Source organism: Rouxiella aceris, assembly GCF_012933545.1.
Classification (GTDB): Bacteria; Pseudomonadota; Gammaproteobacteria; order Enterobacterales; family Enterobacteriaceae; genus Rouxiella; species Rouxiella aceris.
This window is the reverse complement of record NZ_JAADJU010000001.1, coordinates 55873-73050: the sequence shown is the minus strand read 5'-3', so window position 1 is coordinate 73050 and position 17178 is coordinate 55873. Positions and strand designations below refer to the sequence as shown.

9 protein-coding genes and 3 tRNA genes are annotated in these 17178 nt (G+C 53.3%); 7 read left to right on the top strand and 5 right to left on the bottom strand.

Annotated features, from left to right (window positions below; genetic code table 11):
• The first annotated feature begins 15 nt into the window (after nucleotides 1–15).
• The 6 genes from GW590_RS00330 (at nucleotide 16) to recD (ending at nucleotide 13051) form a co-directional block, all read left to right on the top strand.
• Complete coding sequence (locus GW590_RS00330) at nucleotides 16–606, top strand: YgdB family protein (RefSeq protein WP_169401048.1); 591 nt, start codon at nucleotides 16–18, stop codon at nucleotides 604–606.
• The gene (locus GW590_RS00325; protein ID WP_408014894.1) at nucleotides 599–952 is read left to right on the top strand and encodes a prepilin-type N-terminal cleavage/methylation domain-containing protein; all 354 of its coding nucleotides are present in this window, start codon (nucleotides 599–601) and stop codon (nucleotides 950–952) included. The genes GW590_RS00330 and GW590_RS00325 overlap by 8 nt, the downstream gene beginning before the upstream one ends.
• 194 nt (nucleotides 953–1146) lie before the next feature.
• Nucleotides 1147–4518 (top strand): exodeoxyribonuclease V subunit gamma, encoded by a 3372-nt coding sequence (recC, locus tag GW590_RS00320; RefSeq protein WP_169401046.1) that lies wholly within the window; start codon nucleotides 1147–1149, stop codon nucleotides 4516–4518.
• Nucleotides 4519–4719: 201 nt separating this feature from the next.
• Entirely contained in the window at nucleotides 4720–7605 is a 2886-nt protein-coding gene (gene ptrA / locus GW590_RS00315) for a pitrilysin (RefSeq protein ID WP_169401045.1), read from the top strand.
• Entirely contained in the window at nucleotides 7605–11177 is a 3573-nt protein-coding gene (gene recB / locus GW590_RS00310) for an exodeoxyribonuclease V subunit beta (protein WP_169401044.1), read from the top strand. The genes ptrA and recB overlap by 1 nt, the downstream gene beginning before the upstream one ends.
• Nucleotides 11174–13051 (top strand): exodeoxyribonuclease V subunit alpha, encoded by a 1878-nt coding sequence (gene recD / locus GW590_RS00305; RefSeq protein WP_169401043.1) that lies wholly within the window; start codon nucleotides 11174–11176, stop codon nucleotides 13049–13051. Before recB ends, recD begins: the two co-directional genes overlap by 4 nt.
• Before the next feature lie 96 nt (nucleotides 13052–13147).
• Here the strand turns inward: recD and argA are convergent, their stop codons facing one another.
• Together argA and GW590_RS00295 are read right to left on the bottom strand one after the other, a co-directional pair.
• Nucleotides 13148–14473 (bottom strand): amino-acid N-acetyltransferase, encoded by a 1326-nt coding sequence (gene argA, locus GW590_RS00300; RefSeq protein ID WP_169401042.1) that lies wholly within the window; start codon nucleotides 14471–14473, stop codon nucleotides 13148–13150.
• A gap of 168 nt (nucleotides 14474–14641) precedes the next feature.
• The gene (locus GW590_RS00295) at nucleotides 14642–15058 is read right to left on the bottom strand and encodes a cupin domain-containing protein (protein WP_235955817.1); all 417 of its coding nucleotides are present in this window, start codon (nucleotides 15056–15058) and stop codon (nucleotides 14642–14644) included.
• Between the two features lie 321 nt (nucleotides 15059–15379).
• On the opposite strand from GW590_RS00295, the gene amiC reads away from it, so the two are divergent.
• On the top strand, nucleotides 15380–16630 hold the full coding sequence (amiC, locus tag GW590_RS00290; protein WP_169401040.1) for an N-acetylmuramoyl-L-alanine amidase AmiC: 1251 nt from the start codon (nucleotides 15380–15382) through the stop codon (nucleotides 16628–16630).
• Nucleotides 16631–16703: 73 nt separating this feature from the next.
• On the opposite strand, the gene GW590_RS00285 is transcribed toward amiC, so the two are convergent.
• From GW590_RS00285 to GW590_RS00275, 3 genes are all read right to left on the bottom strand, one after another.
• A tRNA-Met gene (locus GW590_RS00285) sits at nucleotides 16704–16780 on the bottom strand.
• A gap of 77 nt (nucleotides 16781–16857) precedes the next feature.
• Nucleotides 16858–16934: transfer RNA gene (locus GW590_RS00280), tRNA-Met, on the bottom strand.
• A gap of 83 nt (nucleotides 16935–17017) precedes the next feature.
• A tRNA-Met gene (locus tag GW590_RS00275) sits at nucleotides 17018–17094 on the bottom strand.
• Nucleotides 17095–17178: the final 84 nt, after the last annotated feature.

The following is a 17178-nucleotide window of genomic DNA, read 5'->3' as shown; positions in this document are numbered from 1 at the left end:
CAGTCAATAAACATCATGACAAAGGACAAAACCCTGTGCCGGTTAAAGGTATGGCATGATTTGGGCCGTTCCACCGTCTCAGTCTTTGGCACTGTTGCCTGTCAATCTGAAAGATCGCGGCGGCTGGCGCAGGGTAATGCATTAATTTTGAGTATTATGATGATGATGACTCTTGGTCTGCTGGCGCTTAACAAGGTAAATCAGTATCTGGATTCGGCTTTGGCGCTAACGCGTAGTGAGCAGGGATATTGGGTCGCCTGGGAGCTTGCTGCCTCATCGCTTAATTGGGGACTCAGTCGTAGTTGGGAGCCTTTTACTGCTGGCGGTTGGCAATGTGCCACCTATGCAGAACCAGTAACAGAAGCCGGTGCTTCGCGCCAACGCCTGACAAGCTGTGTCAAACCCGCAGAGCTTGTCGATCTCTATATATTAAGAGGCGAAGGGCAAGATAAGAGGGGGACTTTGCCGGTGTTTTTATATCAACGGGCGATCCGGCAGGGCGATGAGTGGGAACGGTTACGTTTTAAGGCGCTGGATAACGGATGGCTGGATTTCTGCCCATTCCGGGATGAGCTGCAATGCCAGGAGGAACAAAGCGGTGAATAACGTGGTGAACCAGCAACAGGGCTTTAGTTTACCGGAGGTGCTTTTGGCTACCCTGCTGCTCTCGGTCTCGGTGCTGGGTTTGCTGCAGTATTACCAATTTCTGGGGCAGGGTTTTAGTCGCCAATGGCAGATGCGTCAGGCCTGGCAGGAAGCTCATGAGCAACTGGAAAGTTACGCAGCAACAGGCAAAGGTAAAGTGTTGTCTCTGCCTGGCTGGCAGGCAGCGATCACTCAGCAGGCAACTACCCCGGGTTGTCAGCGGATAACCGCCAGTGTGGTCACCCCTCTCGGTTATAAGAGTACCCTCAGTCGCTGGCTCTGCCAGCCCGTTGCTGACGATGGGTGAGAGGAAAAAAGGGTAAATATTCATGATGTTGACCTGGCGGCTTTGCATTAGCGCGGTCGGTGGGTAAAGTAGCAACCTCTGTAGCCAAGTGCTTAATATAAATGGCTGTCAATTTGCCGCCAAGGGATTTACAGCATAATACGCCACCCTTTGCCTCTTTGCTGATGTCGCTTTTGCGCCTCAAGGAAAAAGATATGTTTACTGTTTACCATTCCAACCAGTTGGATTTGCTGAAAATACTGACAACGCGGCTTATTGAAGGCCGTCCGTTGGCGGGGCCCTTTCAGCAGGAAGTGATACTGGTACAAAGCCCCGGAATGGCGCAGTGGCTGCAAATGGAGCTGGCCCACTCTTTTGGTATTGCTGCCAATATCGCGTTTCCGCTACCGGCGACCTTTATTTGGGATATGTTCACCAAAGTGCTGCCCGGCATCCCCAAGGAGAGTGCATTCAGTAAAGATGCCATGACCTGGAAACTGATGTGGCTATTACCCGGCAAGCTGACGGAGCCTGAGTTTGCCGCTCTTCAGCACTATCTAACTGACGACGGTGATAAAAGAAAGATCCACCAGTTGGCCTCACGCGTTGCCGATTTGTTTGACCAATATCTGGTTTATCGACCTGAATGGCTAAAGAGTTGGCAGCAGGGGCAATTGGTTGAGGGGCTGGAGGACTCACAACACTGGCAGGCACCGCTTTGGCGAGCGCTGTGTGACTACACCGAAGAACTCCAGCAGCCAAAATGGCACCGTGCCAATCTTTATGAACACTTTATTCAGGCGCTCGACGGTGCCAGCAGCTGTCCGGCTGATTTGCCGCAAAGGGTCTTTATTTGCGGTATTTCGGCATTGCCGCCGGTTTATCTACAGGCGCTGCAAGCCCTGGGTCAGCATATTGATATCCATCTGATGTTTACCAATCCCTGCCGCTATTATTGGGGGGATATCCAGAATTATGCTTTTCTGGCGCGTCTGCAAAGCCGCAAACGCCGTCACTATCTCGAGGCTGGCGAGTCGTCGCTGTTTCGCGATCCCGAGCAGGCCGAACAGTTGTTTAACCAGGAGGGTGAGCAGAACCTGAGTAATCCGTTGCTGGCCTCCTGGGGTAAACTGGGACGCGACCATATGTTCCTGTTATCCCAGGTGGATGCGATCCAGGAAGTGCACGCTTTTGTCGATGTCGGCCACGATAACCTGCTGCATGCTATCCAGCAGGATATGCTCGATCTCGAAGATTATGCGGTAGTCGGTATGACTCCGGAAACCCTCAACAGCAGTGAAAGCAAGCGGGTGTTGCAGGCGAGCGATCGCTCAATTAGTGTGCATATTTGCCACAGCCCTCAGCGTGAAGTGGAAGTATTACACGATAACCTGTTGGCGATGATGGACCAGGATCCACAACTGAGTCCGCGCGATATTATTGTGATGGTGGCAGATATTGACAGCTATGCCCCCTATATTCAGGCGGTATTTGGTAATGCTTCGCCAGACCGTTATCTGCCATTTTCAATTTCTGACCGCAAAGCCAGCCAGTCGCACCCGGCGCTACAGGCTTTTATTTCGCTGCTCGACCTGCCGTTAAGCCGTTTTACCTCCGAACAGGTGTTGGCGCTGCTGGAAGTCCCGGCGCTGGCCAGCCGTTTCTCCATTGATGAAGAAGGTCTGAGACTATTGCGCCAATGGGTCGGCGAGTCGGGTATTCGCTGGGGATTGGATGATGACAACGTCCGCGAGCTTGCTTTGCCCGCCACTGGTCAACATACCTGGCACTTTGGTTTGACCCGCATGCTGCTTGGTTATGCCATGGATAGCCGAGCAGGGGACTGGCAGGGAGTTCTGCCTTACGACGAGTCGACCGGACTGGCGGCAGAACTGGCCGGACACCTGGCTGAACTACTGATGCAACTCAGCCAATGGCGTATCCGCCTTGCCCAGTCGCGTAAACTCAATGACTGGTTGCCCATTTGCCATGAGCTGCTTGCCACCTTCTTTTCACCAGAAGGGGAGACAGAAGTGGCGCTGGCACTGATAGAACAGCAGTGGCAAAAAGTGATTAATCAGGGCGTCACTTCGCGCTATCCCGATGATGTCCCCTTATCGATATTGCGTGATGAGCTGGCTTCGCGTCTTGACCAGGAACGCATCAGCCAGCGCTTCCTGGCCGGGCCAATTAACTTTTGTACACTGATGCCAATGCGTTCGATCCCGTTCAAAGTCGTCTGTCTGTTGGGTATGAATGACGGGGTTTATCCGCGCACGTTGCCGCCACTAGGCTTTGACCTGATGGCTCGGCAAATTAAACGTGGTGACCGCAGTCGTCGTGACGATGACCGCTATCTGTTCCTGGAGGCGATACTGTCGGCACAGGAGCAGCTGTATATCAGCTATATTGGTCGTTCTATTCAGGACAATAGCCTGCGTTACCCTTCGGTGCTGGTCAGTGAACTGATGGAATATATCGGCCAGAGTTATTGTCTGGAACAGGATCGCCAGCTTAGCGCCGACGATAGCGAAATCCGCGTGCGCGACCATTTGGCGCAGTGGCATTCGCGCACCCCCTTTGATGCCGGCAATTTTGATGGCGGTAATGAAGCCTGCAGTTATGCCGCTGAATGGCTGCCCGCCGCGGGTGGCCAAGGGACCGCGATCAGTGATTTTAATCAGCCGCTAAGCGAGCTGCCTTTGACGGAAATCTCGCTGGATAGTCTGCTGCGTTTTTATCGTCATCCGATCAAAGCTTTTTTTCAAATGCGACTGAATGTCAGTTTTACCCTGGAAGAAACCGAGCTCTCGGATGAAGAGCCGTTTATTGTCGATAACCTTAATCGTTATCAGCTTAATACCCAGTTGCTGAATACCTTGATTGAACAGCAGGATCCTGCCGTTTTGTTTAACCATGTAAAAGCTTCTGGCGGTCTGCCTTATGGTGCCTTCGGTGAAATTTTCTGGAGCAAGCAGTGTGAGGAGATGAGCGAATTAGCCGACCAGGTGCGTGAGGCGCGCGGCGAGGCGGGCAGCATGGAACTTGCCCTTGAGGTTGGCGATGTACAACTTACCGGCTGGATGCATCAGGTACAGGCTGACGGGCTGCTGCGTTGGCGACCTGCCGCCTTGCTGGCTCGCGATGGTCTGCTACTGTGGATTGAGCATGTCGTTTATTGTGCCAGCGGTGGCAGTGGTGAAAGCAGAATGTTTGGCCGTAGCGGTACCGCATTTCGCTTTGCCAATCTCCCCCCTGATGTCGCGATGCGCTATCTCGGGGAACTGATCATCGGCTATCGCCAAGGCTTAAGCTCGCCATTGATGCTGTTAAGCAAAAGCGGTTGGGCGTGGTTAGACAGTTGTTACGATCGCCAGAGCGGCATGTTGAGCAGCGATGCCGAATTGCTCGCCAAAGGGCAGAATAAACTGATCCAGATATGGCAGGGAGATGGCCGTGTGCCGGGCGAGGGGGAGGATCCTTACGTACAGCGGGTTATGCGCCAACTGGATCAAGTAAACATTGCGGCAATCACTGCTGAATCGGTGCGTTTTCTTTTGCCTGTTATCCAGCATAATCTGGCATAGTCATCAGTGCCGATGGTTATACTGCGCGGTGCAGGCGTTGTACCAGGGTAAACGAGCAGTGACAAGACAACTATCTGTCTGTCGTGGGGTCTGAGTTGAGTCATTATTATTTCAGGTGCGGATAATGCCGACCTTTTTAAGCCAGGGTCATGCTGGCAAATTGCCTCTTGGGCAACTTACTTATATTAAGGGAGACAAGTAATGTTGAAACAGCTTACCCGAATGAGCGGGTTACTGTTGTTGTTGACGTTTTGGGCCCCCGCAGTCTGGTCGGCGACAGACTGGCAACCAATTGCAGAAACAATACATAAAAGTCAGAATGACCCCCGTCTGTATCAGGCGATAAAATTGGCCAATGGTATGACGGTGCTGCTGGTGTCGGATAGCGACGCCAGTAAGTCTCTGGCGGCGCTGGCGGTATCCGTGGGTTCCTTGCAGGATCCGGATGCGCAACTAGGCCTGGCGCATTTCACCGAACATATGCTGCTTATGGGTTCAAAGAAGTACCCAAAACCTGAGAGCCTGTCTGAATTCCTTAAGATGCACGGCGGCAGCCATAACGGCAGCACCGCTTCTTACCGCACGGCTTTTTACCTTGAGGTAGAGAATGATGCCTTAAAAGAGGCGGTAGATCGCCTGGCCGATGCCGTGGGTGAACCGTTGCTGGATCCGATGTACGCCGATAAAGAGCGTAATGCGGTCAATGCCGAACTGACTATGGCGCGTTCCAGAGACGGCATGCGTATGGGGCAGGTCAGAGCAGAAACGCTCAATCCCGCCCACCCCGGCTCGCGCTATGCCGGCGGCAATCTCGATACCCTGAAAGATAAGCCCGAAAGTACCTTGCACGATGCCCTGGTCGCTTTTTATCAGCGTTATTATTCTGCCAATTTGATGGTTGGGGTGATCTACAGTAACAAACCATTGCCAGAGCTGGCGCAGATTGCGTCCGATACTTTTGGCAAAATTGCCAATCATGATGCTGTTGTGCCGCCGATCACCGTGCCTAGCGTCACGCCTGAGCAGCAGGGGATTATGATCCACTATGTACCTGCTGAACCTCGCAAGCAGCTGCGCGTTGAGTTTGCCATCGACAATAACAGCGCTGATTTTCGCAGTAAAACCGATACCTATATCAGTTACCTGATCGGTAATCGCAGCAAGAATACTTTGTCGGACTGGTTGCAAAAACAGGGGCTGGCCGATGGTATCAGCGCCGGTGCCGATCCCATGGTGCAGCGCAACCAGGGCATTTTTGCCATTTCGGTTTCGCTGACTGATAAAGGATTGGCGGACAAGGATAAGGTGATTGCCGCCATCTTTAACTATCTGTCACTAATGCGTGCTCAGGGGGTAACAAAAGAGTATTTCAACGAAATTGCCCATGTTATGGCGCTGGATTTCCGTTATCCCGCGGTAACTCGCGATATGGGTTATGTCGAGTGGCTGGTGGATACCATGATGCGGGTGCCGGTGGAGCATGTGCTGGACTCGCCATATATTACCGATCGCTTTGATCCCCAGGCCATCGATAATCGCCTGGCGGCGCTTACTCCTGAGAATGCGCGATTCTGGTTTATCAGCCCGAATGAACCGCATAATAAAATGGCCTATTTTGTTGATGCCCCCTATCAGGTCGATAAAGTCCCCGTCGATGATTTTAGCCGCTGGCATCAGTTAGCCGGGCAGATCAGTCTCTCTTTACCAACGCTTAATCCTTATATTCCTGAAAATCTTGACGTAGTGACGAAAAATGATAATCAGACGCGTCCCGCGTTGCTTGTCAATCAACCGGATTTGCGGGTTTTTTATATGCCCAGCCGCTACTTCTCTTCTGAACCGAAAGCCGATGTCACTCTGGCTTTTCGCAGTGAGCAGGCGCTGGATTCCGCCCAAAATCAGGTGCTCTACGGTCTTAATGATTATCTGACCGGGGTGGCGTTTGACCAGTTGAGCTATCAGGCCTCCATTGGCGGTATCAGCTTTGCCACTTCGCCGGATCATGGCCTGGAGTTTAATGCCAATGGCTTCACCGATCATCTGCCTGACTTACTCAGCGAGCTGGTGGATGAATATCCCAAAGTAGTACCAACGGCCGAGCAGCTTGCACAGGCGAAATCGTGGTATCTGGAGCGGTTGGCCTCGGCAGATAAAGGCAAAGCCTTTGAGCTGGCGCTACAGCCTGTACAACTGATCTCTCGCCTGCCTTACAGTGAGCGCGAAGTGCGGGAAAAATTGGTCGCTGGCATTACCCTGCAACAGGTGATCGAGTATCGACAAAAGCTGATTGCCAAAGGCGCGCTCGAAGTGATGGTGGTGGGCAATATGACCGCCCCTCAGGTCGAGAAAATGGTAGCGGGGATCAGAGAAAAGGTGAAACCTGCCGGTAGCCAATGGTGGCGTGGCAGCACTATTGTGATCCGCAAACCGCAAAAGGTAAATATGCAGCGCGTCGGCACCTCCACCGATTCGGCCCTTGCTGCGGTCTATGTACCCGTTGGCTTTGATGAAATTCACAGCATGGCCTACAGCTCGCTGCTCGGGCAAATTATCCAACCCTGGTTCTATAGCCAACTGCGTACTCAGGAACAACTGGGTTATGCGGTGTTTGCCTTCCCGATACCTGTGGGCAAGCAGTGGGGGCTGGGCTTTCTGCTGCAAAGTAACAGCAAGCAACCGGCTTACCTTTACCAGCGCTATCTGGCGTTTTATCCCCAGGCTGAAAAGCGTTTGCGTGGCATGAAAGACAGTGAATTTAACCAGTATAAGCAAGGCTTGTTAAATGAATTGCAGCAGCGGCCGCAAACCATGGGCGAGGAAGTCGGACGTTTTAACGAAGATTTTGACCGTGGCAATGCACAGTTTACCACCCGAGATCAGGTGATCGCCGTGATCCAGGGGCTGACACAGAAACAGCTGGCTGATTTCTATCATCAGGCAGTGATTGCCCAGACCGGTTTTAGCATGCTTTCCCAGGTCTCGGGGAATGACAGCAAAACGCCACACTATGCGGCCCCCGCTGGCTGGAAAACCTATGCTACGACCTCCAGTTTGCAAAAAACCTTTCCACATCAGGTTAATAAATAATGACAGACAGCATCCCGCACAAGCTTGACCCCCTGACGTTGCCGTTATCTGGTGAGCGGCTGATCGAGGCTTCTGCGGGTACAGGTAAAACCTTTACGCTGGCGCTACTTTATCTGCGGCTGCTGCTTGGCCTGGGGCAGCAAGCCGCCTTTACGCGCCCATTGACCGTTGAAGAGATCCTGGTGGTGACCTTTACCGAAGCGGCAACAGAAGAGCTGCGCGGGCGTATTCGCAGCAATATTCATGAGCTTCGTCTGGCCTGCATTCGTCGTGAAAGTGGTAACCCGATGCTGGCCGCGTTAATGACCGAAATCACCGATTTATCTACAGCAGCGGCAACCTTGCTGGCCGCCGAGCGTCAGATGGATGAGGCGGCAATTTATACCATTCACGGTTTTTGCCAGCGTATGCTGATGCATAATGCTTTTGAGTCCGGGATCCTGTTTGAGCAAACGCTGATCCAGGATGAACTGCCGCTGCGACGTCAGGCCTGCGCCGATTTTTGGCGCCGCTACTGCTATCCGCTGCCGTTGAATATTGCGCGCGTGGTGGCACAGGAGTGGAGTGGTCCTGAGGCCTTGCTGGCCGATCTCTCCTCTTATCTGCACGGTGAAGCACCGCAGCTGCGTTTCCCGCCAGATAATGACGAAACTCTGCAGCATCGGCATCAGCGCATTGTGGCGCATATTGATGAGATCAAGCAGCAGTGGATGGCGGCGGCAAGCGATATCGCCAATGAAATCAACCAGTCGGGCGTGGATAAGCGCAGCTATAGCAGCCGTTTTCTGCCGGTCTGGCTGGCGACGATTGGCGACTGGGCGATGCAGGCTACCGAAAGCTATCGTTTGCCGAAAGAGCTGGAGCGCTTTCGACAATCGGTTCTATTAGATAAAACCAAAAAGGGCGAGCCGCCCCGGCATACGGTTTTCGATGCCATTGATGCGCTATACGCTGCGCCACGCTCGATCCGCGATCTGGTGATTGCCCGCGCGCTGGTTGAGATCCGCCGTTCGGTTGCCGAAGAGAAACGCCAGCACGCCGAGCTGGGGTTTGACGATCTGCTTAGCCGTCTTGATAGTGCCTTACAGCAACCTGCCGGTGAACTGCTGGCACAAGCCATCCGTCAACGTTATCCGTTGGCGATGATCGATGAGTTTCAGGATACGGACCCGCAGCAATACCGTATTTTCCACTGCCTGTATGGCAACCAGCCAGAATGCGGCCTGTTACTGATTGGCGACCCCAAACAGGCGATTTATGCTTTTCGCGGCGCGGATATTTTTACCTATATGCGCGCGCGTTCTGAAGTCAGTGCTCACTACACAATGGAAACCAACTGGCGCTCCGCAGCGTCAATGGTACAAAGCGTCAATCAACTGTTTTCACGTTTGCCGTCACCGTTTTTATTCTCGCAAATCCCCTTTCTTGCCGTCTCTTCCGCAACTAAAAATGCGACGCTGCGTTTTGAGTTGCATGGGCAAACCCAGCCGGGTCTGCAGTGCTGGTTACAGCCAGGAGAAGGGGTTGGCGTTAACGATTATCAGCAGTTTATGGCGCAACACTGTGCGTCACAGATCCGTGACTGGCTGACCGCCGGGCAGCAACAGCAGGCCTGGCTTGGCGAAGGGGAAGATCGTCGACCGGTACAGGCGTCGGATATTACCATTCTGATCCGCAGCCGCCGGGAAGCGGCGCTGATCCGCGATGCGCTTAGCGTATTGCATATTCCTTCGGTCTATCTGTCGAATCGCGATAGCGTGTTTGCTACCGCCGAAGCCCTGGATCTGCTGTGGCTGCTGCAGGCAGTATTAACCCCTGAACACGAAAGAACATTGCGCAGTGCCATGGCTACCGGCCTGATGGGACTGGATGCCTTGACCCTAGATGCCCTCAGTCAGGATGAACTGGCCTGGGATAAACTGGTTGATGAATTTGATGGTTATCGCCAGCGCTGGATGCAACGCGGCGTTTTGCCGATGCTTAAAAATCTGATTATGCAGCGGCATATTGCCGAAGATCTGCTGGCCAATCCCGGCGGTGAGCGACGACTTACCGATCTGCTGCATCTGGGCGAGCTGCTGCAAGAGGCGGCGGTGCAACTCGATAGTGAGCACGCACTGGTGCGCTGGCTGGCACAGCAAATTGCCCAACCCGACAGTCAGTCGCAAAGCCAACAGCTGCGTCTGGAGAGTGATAAGCATCTGGTTAAAGTGGTGACCATCCATAAATCCAAAGGGTTGGAGTATCCGCTGGTTTGGCTGCCATTTATCAGCAACTTCCGTGCGCAGCAGCGCGGGCTGTATCACGATCGACAAAATTTCGCCGCCTTGCTTGATTTGAGCGAGGATGAGCAAAGTATCGAACTTGCCGAAGAAGAGCGTTTGGCCGAGGATTTACGCCTGCTGTATGTTGCACTGACGCGTTCGGTTTATCACTGTAGCCTGGGGATTGCACCGCTGATCCAGGGCAGTCGTAAAAAACAGGGGGAGACCGACCTTCACCACAGTGCGCTGGGCTATTTGATCCAGCAGGGGCAGGCCGGCGATGCCGCTTTGCTGGCACAGTGTTTAGCCGAGCTGGTCAGCGATGATATTGCCGTGACGCCAGTTAATGCCCTGGAGCAAAATCCGTGGATTGCGCCCGAAGTTGCCGCGCTGCCGCTGGCCGCGGCACAGATGAGCCGTACCATTGCCGATTTCTGGCGAGTCACCAGCTACTCCGGCCTGCAACAACATGGTTCAGCGTTGGCGCAGGATCTCCTGCCGAAACTTGACGTCGAAGCCGCCGGTGAGCAGCCGCAGGACAGTGAGCCGCAAATGACGCCACACAGTTTTCCGCGCGGCGCGGGTCCGGGGACCTTTTTGCATAGTCTGTTTGAGGAAATTGACTTTAGCCAGCCGATAGATAGCGATTGGTTGGGTGAACAGCTGGAGGCACAAGGTTATAGCAGCGACTGGCTGCCAGTATTGCACGCCTGGCTAAGTAACGTGCTGAGCACGCCGCTGGATGATAGCGGTATGAGTCTTGGCGCGCTGCAACCGGGGCAGCATCAGTCTGAGCTGCAATTCTATCTGCCCATCGATGACTTGTTGCAGGCGCCGCAGTTGGACGCGTTGATCAGGCATTACGATCCCTTGTCGGCCCGTTGTCCGCCACTGGATTTTCGCCAGGTGCGAGGCATGTTAAAAGGTTTTATCGATCTGGTCTATTGCTGGCAGGGACGTTATTACCTGCTGGACTATAAGTCTAACTGGCTGGGGGAAGACGGTAGCGCTTATACCCAATCTGCCATGGAAAATGCCATGGCTTTGCATCGCTACGATCTGCAATATCAGCTCTATACCCTGGCCTTGCACCGCTATTTGCGCCATCGACTGGCGGGATACCGCTATGAAGAACACTTCGGTGGTGTTATCTATCTGTTTTTACGTGGCATTGATGCAGAGCATCCACAACAGGGGGTATTCTGCCATCGACCGGATGAAGCCCTGGTCAGCTCGCTGGATCAGTTGTTTAAAGGTGAAGCTGCCTCGCCGCCGGGATTATTGTCCGCAGAGGAGAGCCTGCCATGATTGCCCTTTGTGAACAGGCGATGGCGCTGGGGGCGCTGCGCGCGCTGGACGTGCAGTTTGCACGCATGCTGGCCGCCGATCAACCTGCCATCATGCTGGCCGCTGCCTGCCTGAGTGCCGAGGCCGGACGCGGACATGTCTGTCTGCGCCTGGCAGAGTTACAGCCTGAGCTGCTGTTTGAAGGACGTTTTCCCGCTCTGGCGCAGGCCATGTGGCAAGCGGCGGGCGAGCCTGATGAGGCCGCATGGTTGGCATTGCTGACGGCGCATCCGGCAGTGGGGGACGGCCAACAGGCCACGCCGCTGGTATTGCAACAGCAGCGTTTATATTTACAGCGAATGTGGCAGGACGAAGGGCAAGTAGCCGACTTTTTTATTGCAGATGCCGCACAGCTGCTGGCGCTGGACCAGCAAAATAGTGAAATGGACGTCGATGAGTCGCGACTGCGCGAGATCCTCGACCAGCTCTTTGGGTCCGGTGATAGCAATGAGATTAACTGGCAAAAAGTCGCGGCGGCGGTAGCGGTCACCCGGCGTATTGCCATTATCTCCGGCGGTCCGGGTACCGGAAAAACCACCACTGTCGCCAGGCTATTGGCTGCACTGGTGCAGTTGCAACCGGACAGCCGTTTGCGGATCCAACTGGCGGCACCAACCGGCAAGGCCGCGGCAAGATTAACGGAATCACTGGGGCAGGCGAGTCGAAAACTGCCATTGACCGAGGAGCAGCGCGCGCTGTTTCCGGAAGAGGCCTCAACGTTGCACCGTCTGCTTGGTGCACAGCCGCACAGCCAACGCATGCGTTATCACCAGGGCAATCCGCTGCATCTGGACGTGCTGGTGGTTGATGAAGCCTCAATGGTTGACCTGCCGATGATGGCCAGATTGATTGCCGCACTGCCGGCGCAGGCCAGAGTAATTTTTCTTGGTGATCGCGACCAGTTGGCTTCCGTAGAAGCGGGCGCGGTGTTGGGGGATATCTGCCGTTTTGCCGAGCAGGGGTACAGCCCGGCACGCGCCGCTCAGTTAGCGCGATTAACCGGCTGTGCCATTGTCGGCACTGAGATGGCTCACTCCTCCAGTGTACGCGATTCCTTATGTCTGCTGCGCAAAAGCTATCGCTTTGACGCCAGTTCCGGTATTGGTCGACTGGCAACGGCAGTCAATAGCGGAGACAGTCAGGCGGTGCGGCGATTGTTGTCACAAGACCTGAGCGATGTCAGCTGCTTCCCGCTTAACGAAACTGACGATTTTAAATCCTTGCTCGATGCCTGCACGGCGGGTTATCGCCCCTACTTGCAGGCGGTTGCGCGCGGGGAGGATCCTGCTGATATTCTGCGGGCGTTCGGTGCTTTTCAGGTGCTGTGTGCCTTGCGTGAAGGGCCATTTGGTTTAAGCGGCTTAAATGAGCGTATTGAGCAGATGCTGCAACGGCAGGGGCTGATCCGTGGCGCTACGGCATTCGGCGGACGCTGGTACGTTGGCCGCCCGGTGATGATCAGCCGCAATGACAGCGCACTTGGCCTGTTTAACGGCGATATTGGTATTGCGCTGCATAATGAGTTGGGAGAGTTGCGCGTCTATTTTCAACTGCCCGATGGCCAAATCAAATCGGTGCAGCCGAGTCGCTTACCGGTGCATGATACCGCCTATGCCATGACGGTGCACAAGTCCCAGGGCTCGGAGTTCGAGCATACGCTGTTGGTTTTACCCAACCATTTTTTGCCGGTATTGACGCGTGAACTGGTTTATACGGCGATGACGCGTGCCAAACGGCAGCTGTCGCTCTATTGCAGTGAAAAGGTGTTAAGCCAGTCTATTCGTACGCCAACGCAAAGGCGCAGTGGTCTGGTGGAACGGTTGGTGGCGGGGTAAAGGGCAGGGCGGAGCAGGCTGTTCAGCGCTAAATCAATAGTCGCTGCCAGCCAGTCGGCGTTTTACCGCCGACTGGCTGCTGAATTGCCGCCTGGATCACAGGTCAGCGATCAGAATCTTTGAACGTCGCTGATAGTTGTACATCTCTTGTTTCTGGATCGGCAAAACGTCCACTTCGGCTGGCTGAAAGCCGCGTTCCTGGAACCAGTGAATGCTGCGGGTGGTCAGCACAAACAGCCGAGTTAGCCCCATTTGTCTGGCATGACTGGCCACGCGTTTTAACAGCATTTCACCACGAGACGAGCTGCGATAATCCGGATGAACCGCCACGCAGGCCATTTCACCAATCTTTTCATCAAGGAAAGGATAGAGTGCCGCGCAGGCAATGGTCAGGTTATCGCGTTCGATAATGGTGAACTTGTCGATTTCGATTTCCAGCTGTTCACGGGAACGACGAACCAGGATCCCCTGCTGTTCCAGCGGGCGGATCAGCTCAAGAATACCGCCAATATCATTAATGGTCGCGCGACGAACCTGCTCGGCGCTCTCCATCACCACCTGGGTGCCGATACCGTCACGGGAGAACAGTTCCTGGATCAAGGCACCGTCTTCCTGATAACTGATCAAGTGACTACGGCGCACGCCGCTGCGGCAGGCTTTAACCGCCCCGCGCAGAAAGCGCACGGTTTCCGACTGGTAATCATCCTGCTGTTCCATGGCCTCAATGCGGTCTTGTGCATCGTTAGGGAACAGCTCGGAGATAATTTTGCCCTGGTTATCAATAACCCCTTGCGCAGAAGAAAAACCAATCATCTTCTCGGCTTTTAATTTGATGGCAAGTTGGGTGGCCACTTCTTCAGAGACCAGATTGAAACTTTCGCCAGTAACCGAGACGGCAACCGGGCCAAGCAGCACAATGGCATTGCTGTCGAGTTGACGATGGATCGCCTCTTCGTCAATACGGCGAATACGACCACTGTGGCAATAGTCGACGCCGTCATCCACGCCCAATGGCTGAGCGATAATAAAGTTACCGCTGACTACGTTAATATGCGCGCCCTGCAGTGGCGTATTATTAAGGCTCATAGAAAGGCGAGCGGTAATATCCAGCTGCAATAAACCGGCGGCCTGTTTCACCAGTTCCAGGGTTCTGGCATCGGTGACGCGGGTATTTTTGTGATAAATCGGTTGATAGTCATGTTCAGACAGATTGCTGTCGATTTGTGGACGGGCGCCATAAACCACAACCAGCCGGATGCCGAGACTGTGTAACAGCCCGATATCATTGACTATATTTGTGAAATTCTCATGTTCAATAGCTTCACCACTGAGCATGATAACGAAAGTCTTACCCCGGTGAGCATTAATATAGGGAACTGAGTGGCGAAAACCCTGGACCAGTTCAGTGCTTCGTTCCTTCACGGCAAAACCTCTTTTGCATTTTTATTCGTAATTTTCGTATTTTTATTCTTTTATGGCTGCGTGGCAAGTAGGAAATCTCTGTTTTTGACATTCAATTCAATTTAAAAGACTCAAAGTGGGTAAGGGCCGAGAATTGAAGGCAAAACTGTCCAGGGTTATCTCTGTGACTCAGGGTTGCTTATGGCTGAGCGCTTGTCCTTTACTGCCCGCATAAAACACAATCAAGGTGGCGCCATCTTTGCCGGTATAGCCCCGATGCAGGGCGTCGACCATTTCTGGCAGGGTTTCACCCGCATGTAGCTGACGTTTGCTACCGTCCTGTTTTTTCTCGACCGTCAGTTCACCGGCAAGGACATAGGCTGCATTTGGCATCGGATGGGTATGCCAGGGTAATGACGTGTTAGGAGGGATGATGATTTTTAGCACGGTGATTTCCGGTTCTCCTGCTGGATAACCTTTATAGGCCACGCCATCCCACGACTGGGAGGTTTTTAGCAGTACCTCCTGTTTTACCTGCTCTTGTGCCATTACCCCCGTTGTCCAACAGGCCATCACTAACAGCAGGGCTATTTTTACTTTTTTCATTATTGACCTCATCAATTTATTGGCTGGAGAAGAAGCATACCCTCTCTGTTTTTATGTCGGTACAGGTTCTGTTATTAATTAACTCTTTGTTTATATGGTATTAATTTTATATCTCATTTAATAACCGGAGGACTTCGGTCATTCTTGTCGACAAAGAAACGGACCTGAAAACCGGGCATTTTTATAGATTTACGTGGCGTTATCGCATGGCAACGAGGGTTTTCTTGAGGCCATGGGGTGACAGTCAGCCAGAGATTGGGTAAAGTTTCTCTTATTGTAATAGGTTACTTTTGTTGATCTTTTTGGATAGATTGAGCTTTTATGCCTGACCAACGACATAACTCTGGCCGACGCCGTCTTTTACAAAGCGCAGCAGCAACCTGGTTGTTAAGCGTCAGTGGCGTGGGTTTGGCTGCCGGCCCGCAGATTGTTGCCGTTCGTGTCTGGCCTTCCTCTACCTATACCCGTATTACCCTCGAATCGAACTCGCCGCTCAATTACCAACAGCTTATTTTGTCTAACCCTGCGCGGGTGGTGGTGGACATTGCCGGTGTACAGCTTAATTCGGTGCTCAAAGGTCTGGGCGGCAAAATCAGCGCCAGCGATCCCTATATCAAACAACTGCGCGTCGGCCAGTTCACCAAAACCACGTTGCGGCTGGTGATTGAGCTCAAGCAGACTATCAGCCCACATCTGTTCAGGCTGCCACCGGTGGCGGAGTTTCGTCATCGGCTGGTGATCGATCTTTATCCGGAGCAAAATCGTGGTGGCGAACAGGACGATCCCTTGCTGGCGCTGCTGGAAGATTATAACCGTGGGGATGTCGCGCGCACCTTACCCCCGGAGCAAGCCAAAGACGGCAAGGCCGGACATGAACGGCCCATTGTTATTATGTTGGATCCGGGCCACGGTGGTGAAGATCCCGGTGCTATTGGCAAATATAAAACCCGCGAGAAAGACGTTGTGCTGCAAATTGCCAGGCGCTTGCAGCGGCTGATTAAGCAACAACCCAATATGGCGGTGTTTATGACCCGCAACGAGGATATTTTTATCCCCCTCAAGGTGCGCGTAGCCAAAGCCCGCAAGCAGCGCGCCGATCTGTTTATCTCTATTCATGCCGATGCCTTTACCAGCCCTGCCGCACGGGGTTCCTCGGTGTTTGCACTATCGACCAAAGGCGCAACCAGCGCGGCGGCGCGTTTTCTGGCGCATACGCAAAATGAGGCGGATAACATCGGTGGGGTCAGTAAAAGCGGCGACCGCTATCTCGATCATACCTTATTTGATTTGGTACAGACCGCGACCGTTAATGACAGCCTGAAATTTGGTCATGAAGTGCTGACGCGCATGGGTAAGGTGAATCATTTACACAAACATCAGGTGGATCAGGCAGGGTTCGCGGTATTGAAGGCACCGGATATTCCGTCAATCCTGGTTGAAACGGCCTTTATCAGCAATATCAGCGAGGAACGCAAACTGCGCACTGCGCATTTTCAGCAACAGGTGGCTGAGTCGATACTGGCGGGGATAAAAGCCTATTTCGCCGATGGCGGCATGTTGGCCAGAAGATAATCTGAGAAAAGGCTAAATAGCAGGCAAAAAAAAACACCCTGATGGGTGCTTGTTTTTAACACGATCATAAGATTGGTTGCGGGGGCCGGATTTGAACCGACGACCTTCGGGTTATGAGCCCGACGAGCTACCAGGCTGCTCCACCCCGCGTCCGTCTTACTATTTTCTGTTTTACTTACGTACGCTTTAACCGCTTTGTTTTCACGGTAAACCATGAACAAACAAGTTGGTTGCGGGGGCCGGATTTGAACCGACGACCTTCGGGTTATGAGCCCGACGAGCTACCAGGCTGCTCCACCCCGCGTCCGTATACTACTCTATTACTTCATCAGTTAAAACACTTACTTATCGAACGCGCTATTCAATTCGTGCCGCAGCATATCGAATTGGTTGCGGGGGCCGGATTTGAACCGACGACCTTCGGGTTATGAGCCCGACGAGCTACCAGGCTGCTCCACCCCGCGTCCGATGGAGGCGAACTATACTCTGCGTGAGAATTGTTGCAACCTCTTTTTGTATTTGATTGACATAAAGCAGTTTATTGCTCT

Bases quoted from the DNA above. Each gene is read 5' to 3' on its own strand.
- recB (WP_169401044.1), top strand. From the start codon at position 7,605: ATGACAGACAGCATCCCGCACAAGCTTGACCCCCTGACGTTGCCGTTA.
- recC (WP_169401046.1), top strand. From the start codon at position 1,147: ATGTTTACTGTTTACCATTCCAACCAGTTGGATTTGCTGAAAATACTG.
- recD (WP_169401043.1), top strand. From the start codon at position 11,174: ATGATTGCCCTTTGTGAACAGGCGATGGCGCTGGGGGCGCTGCGCGCG.
- GW590_RS00295 (WP_235955817.1), bottom strand. From the start codon at position 15,058: ATGAAAAAAGTAAAAATAGCCCTGCTGTTAGTGATGGCCTGTTGGACA.
- ptrA (WP_169401045.1), top strand. From the start codon at position 4,720: ATGTTGAAACAGCTTACCCGAATGAGCGGGTTACTGTTGTTGTTGACG.
- amiC (WP_169401040.1), top strand. From the start codon at position 15,380: ATGCCTGACCAACGACATAACTCTGGCCGACGCCGTCTTTTACAAAGC.
- GW590_RS00330 (WP_169401048.1), top strand. From the start codon at position 16: ATGACAAAGGACAAAACCCTGTGCCGGTTAAAGGTATGGCATGATTTG.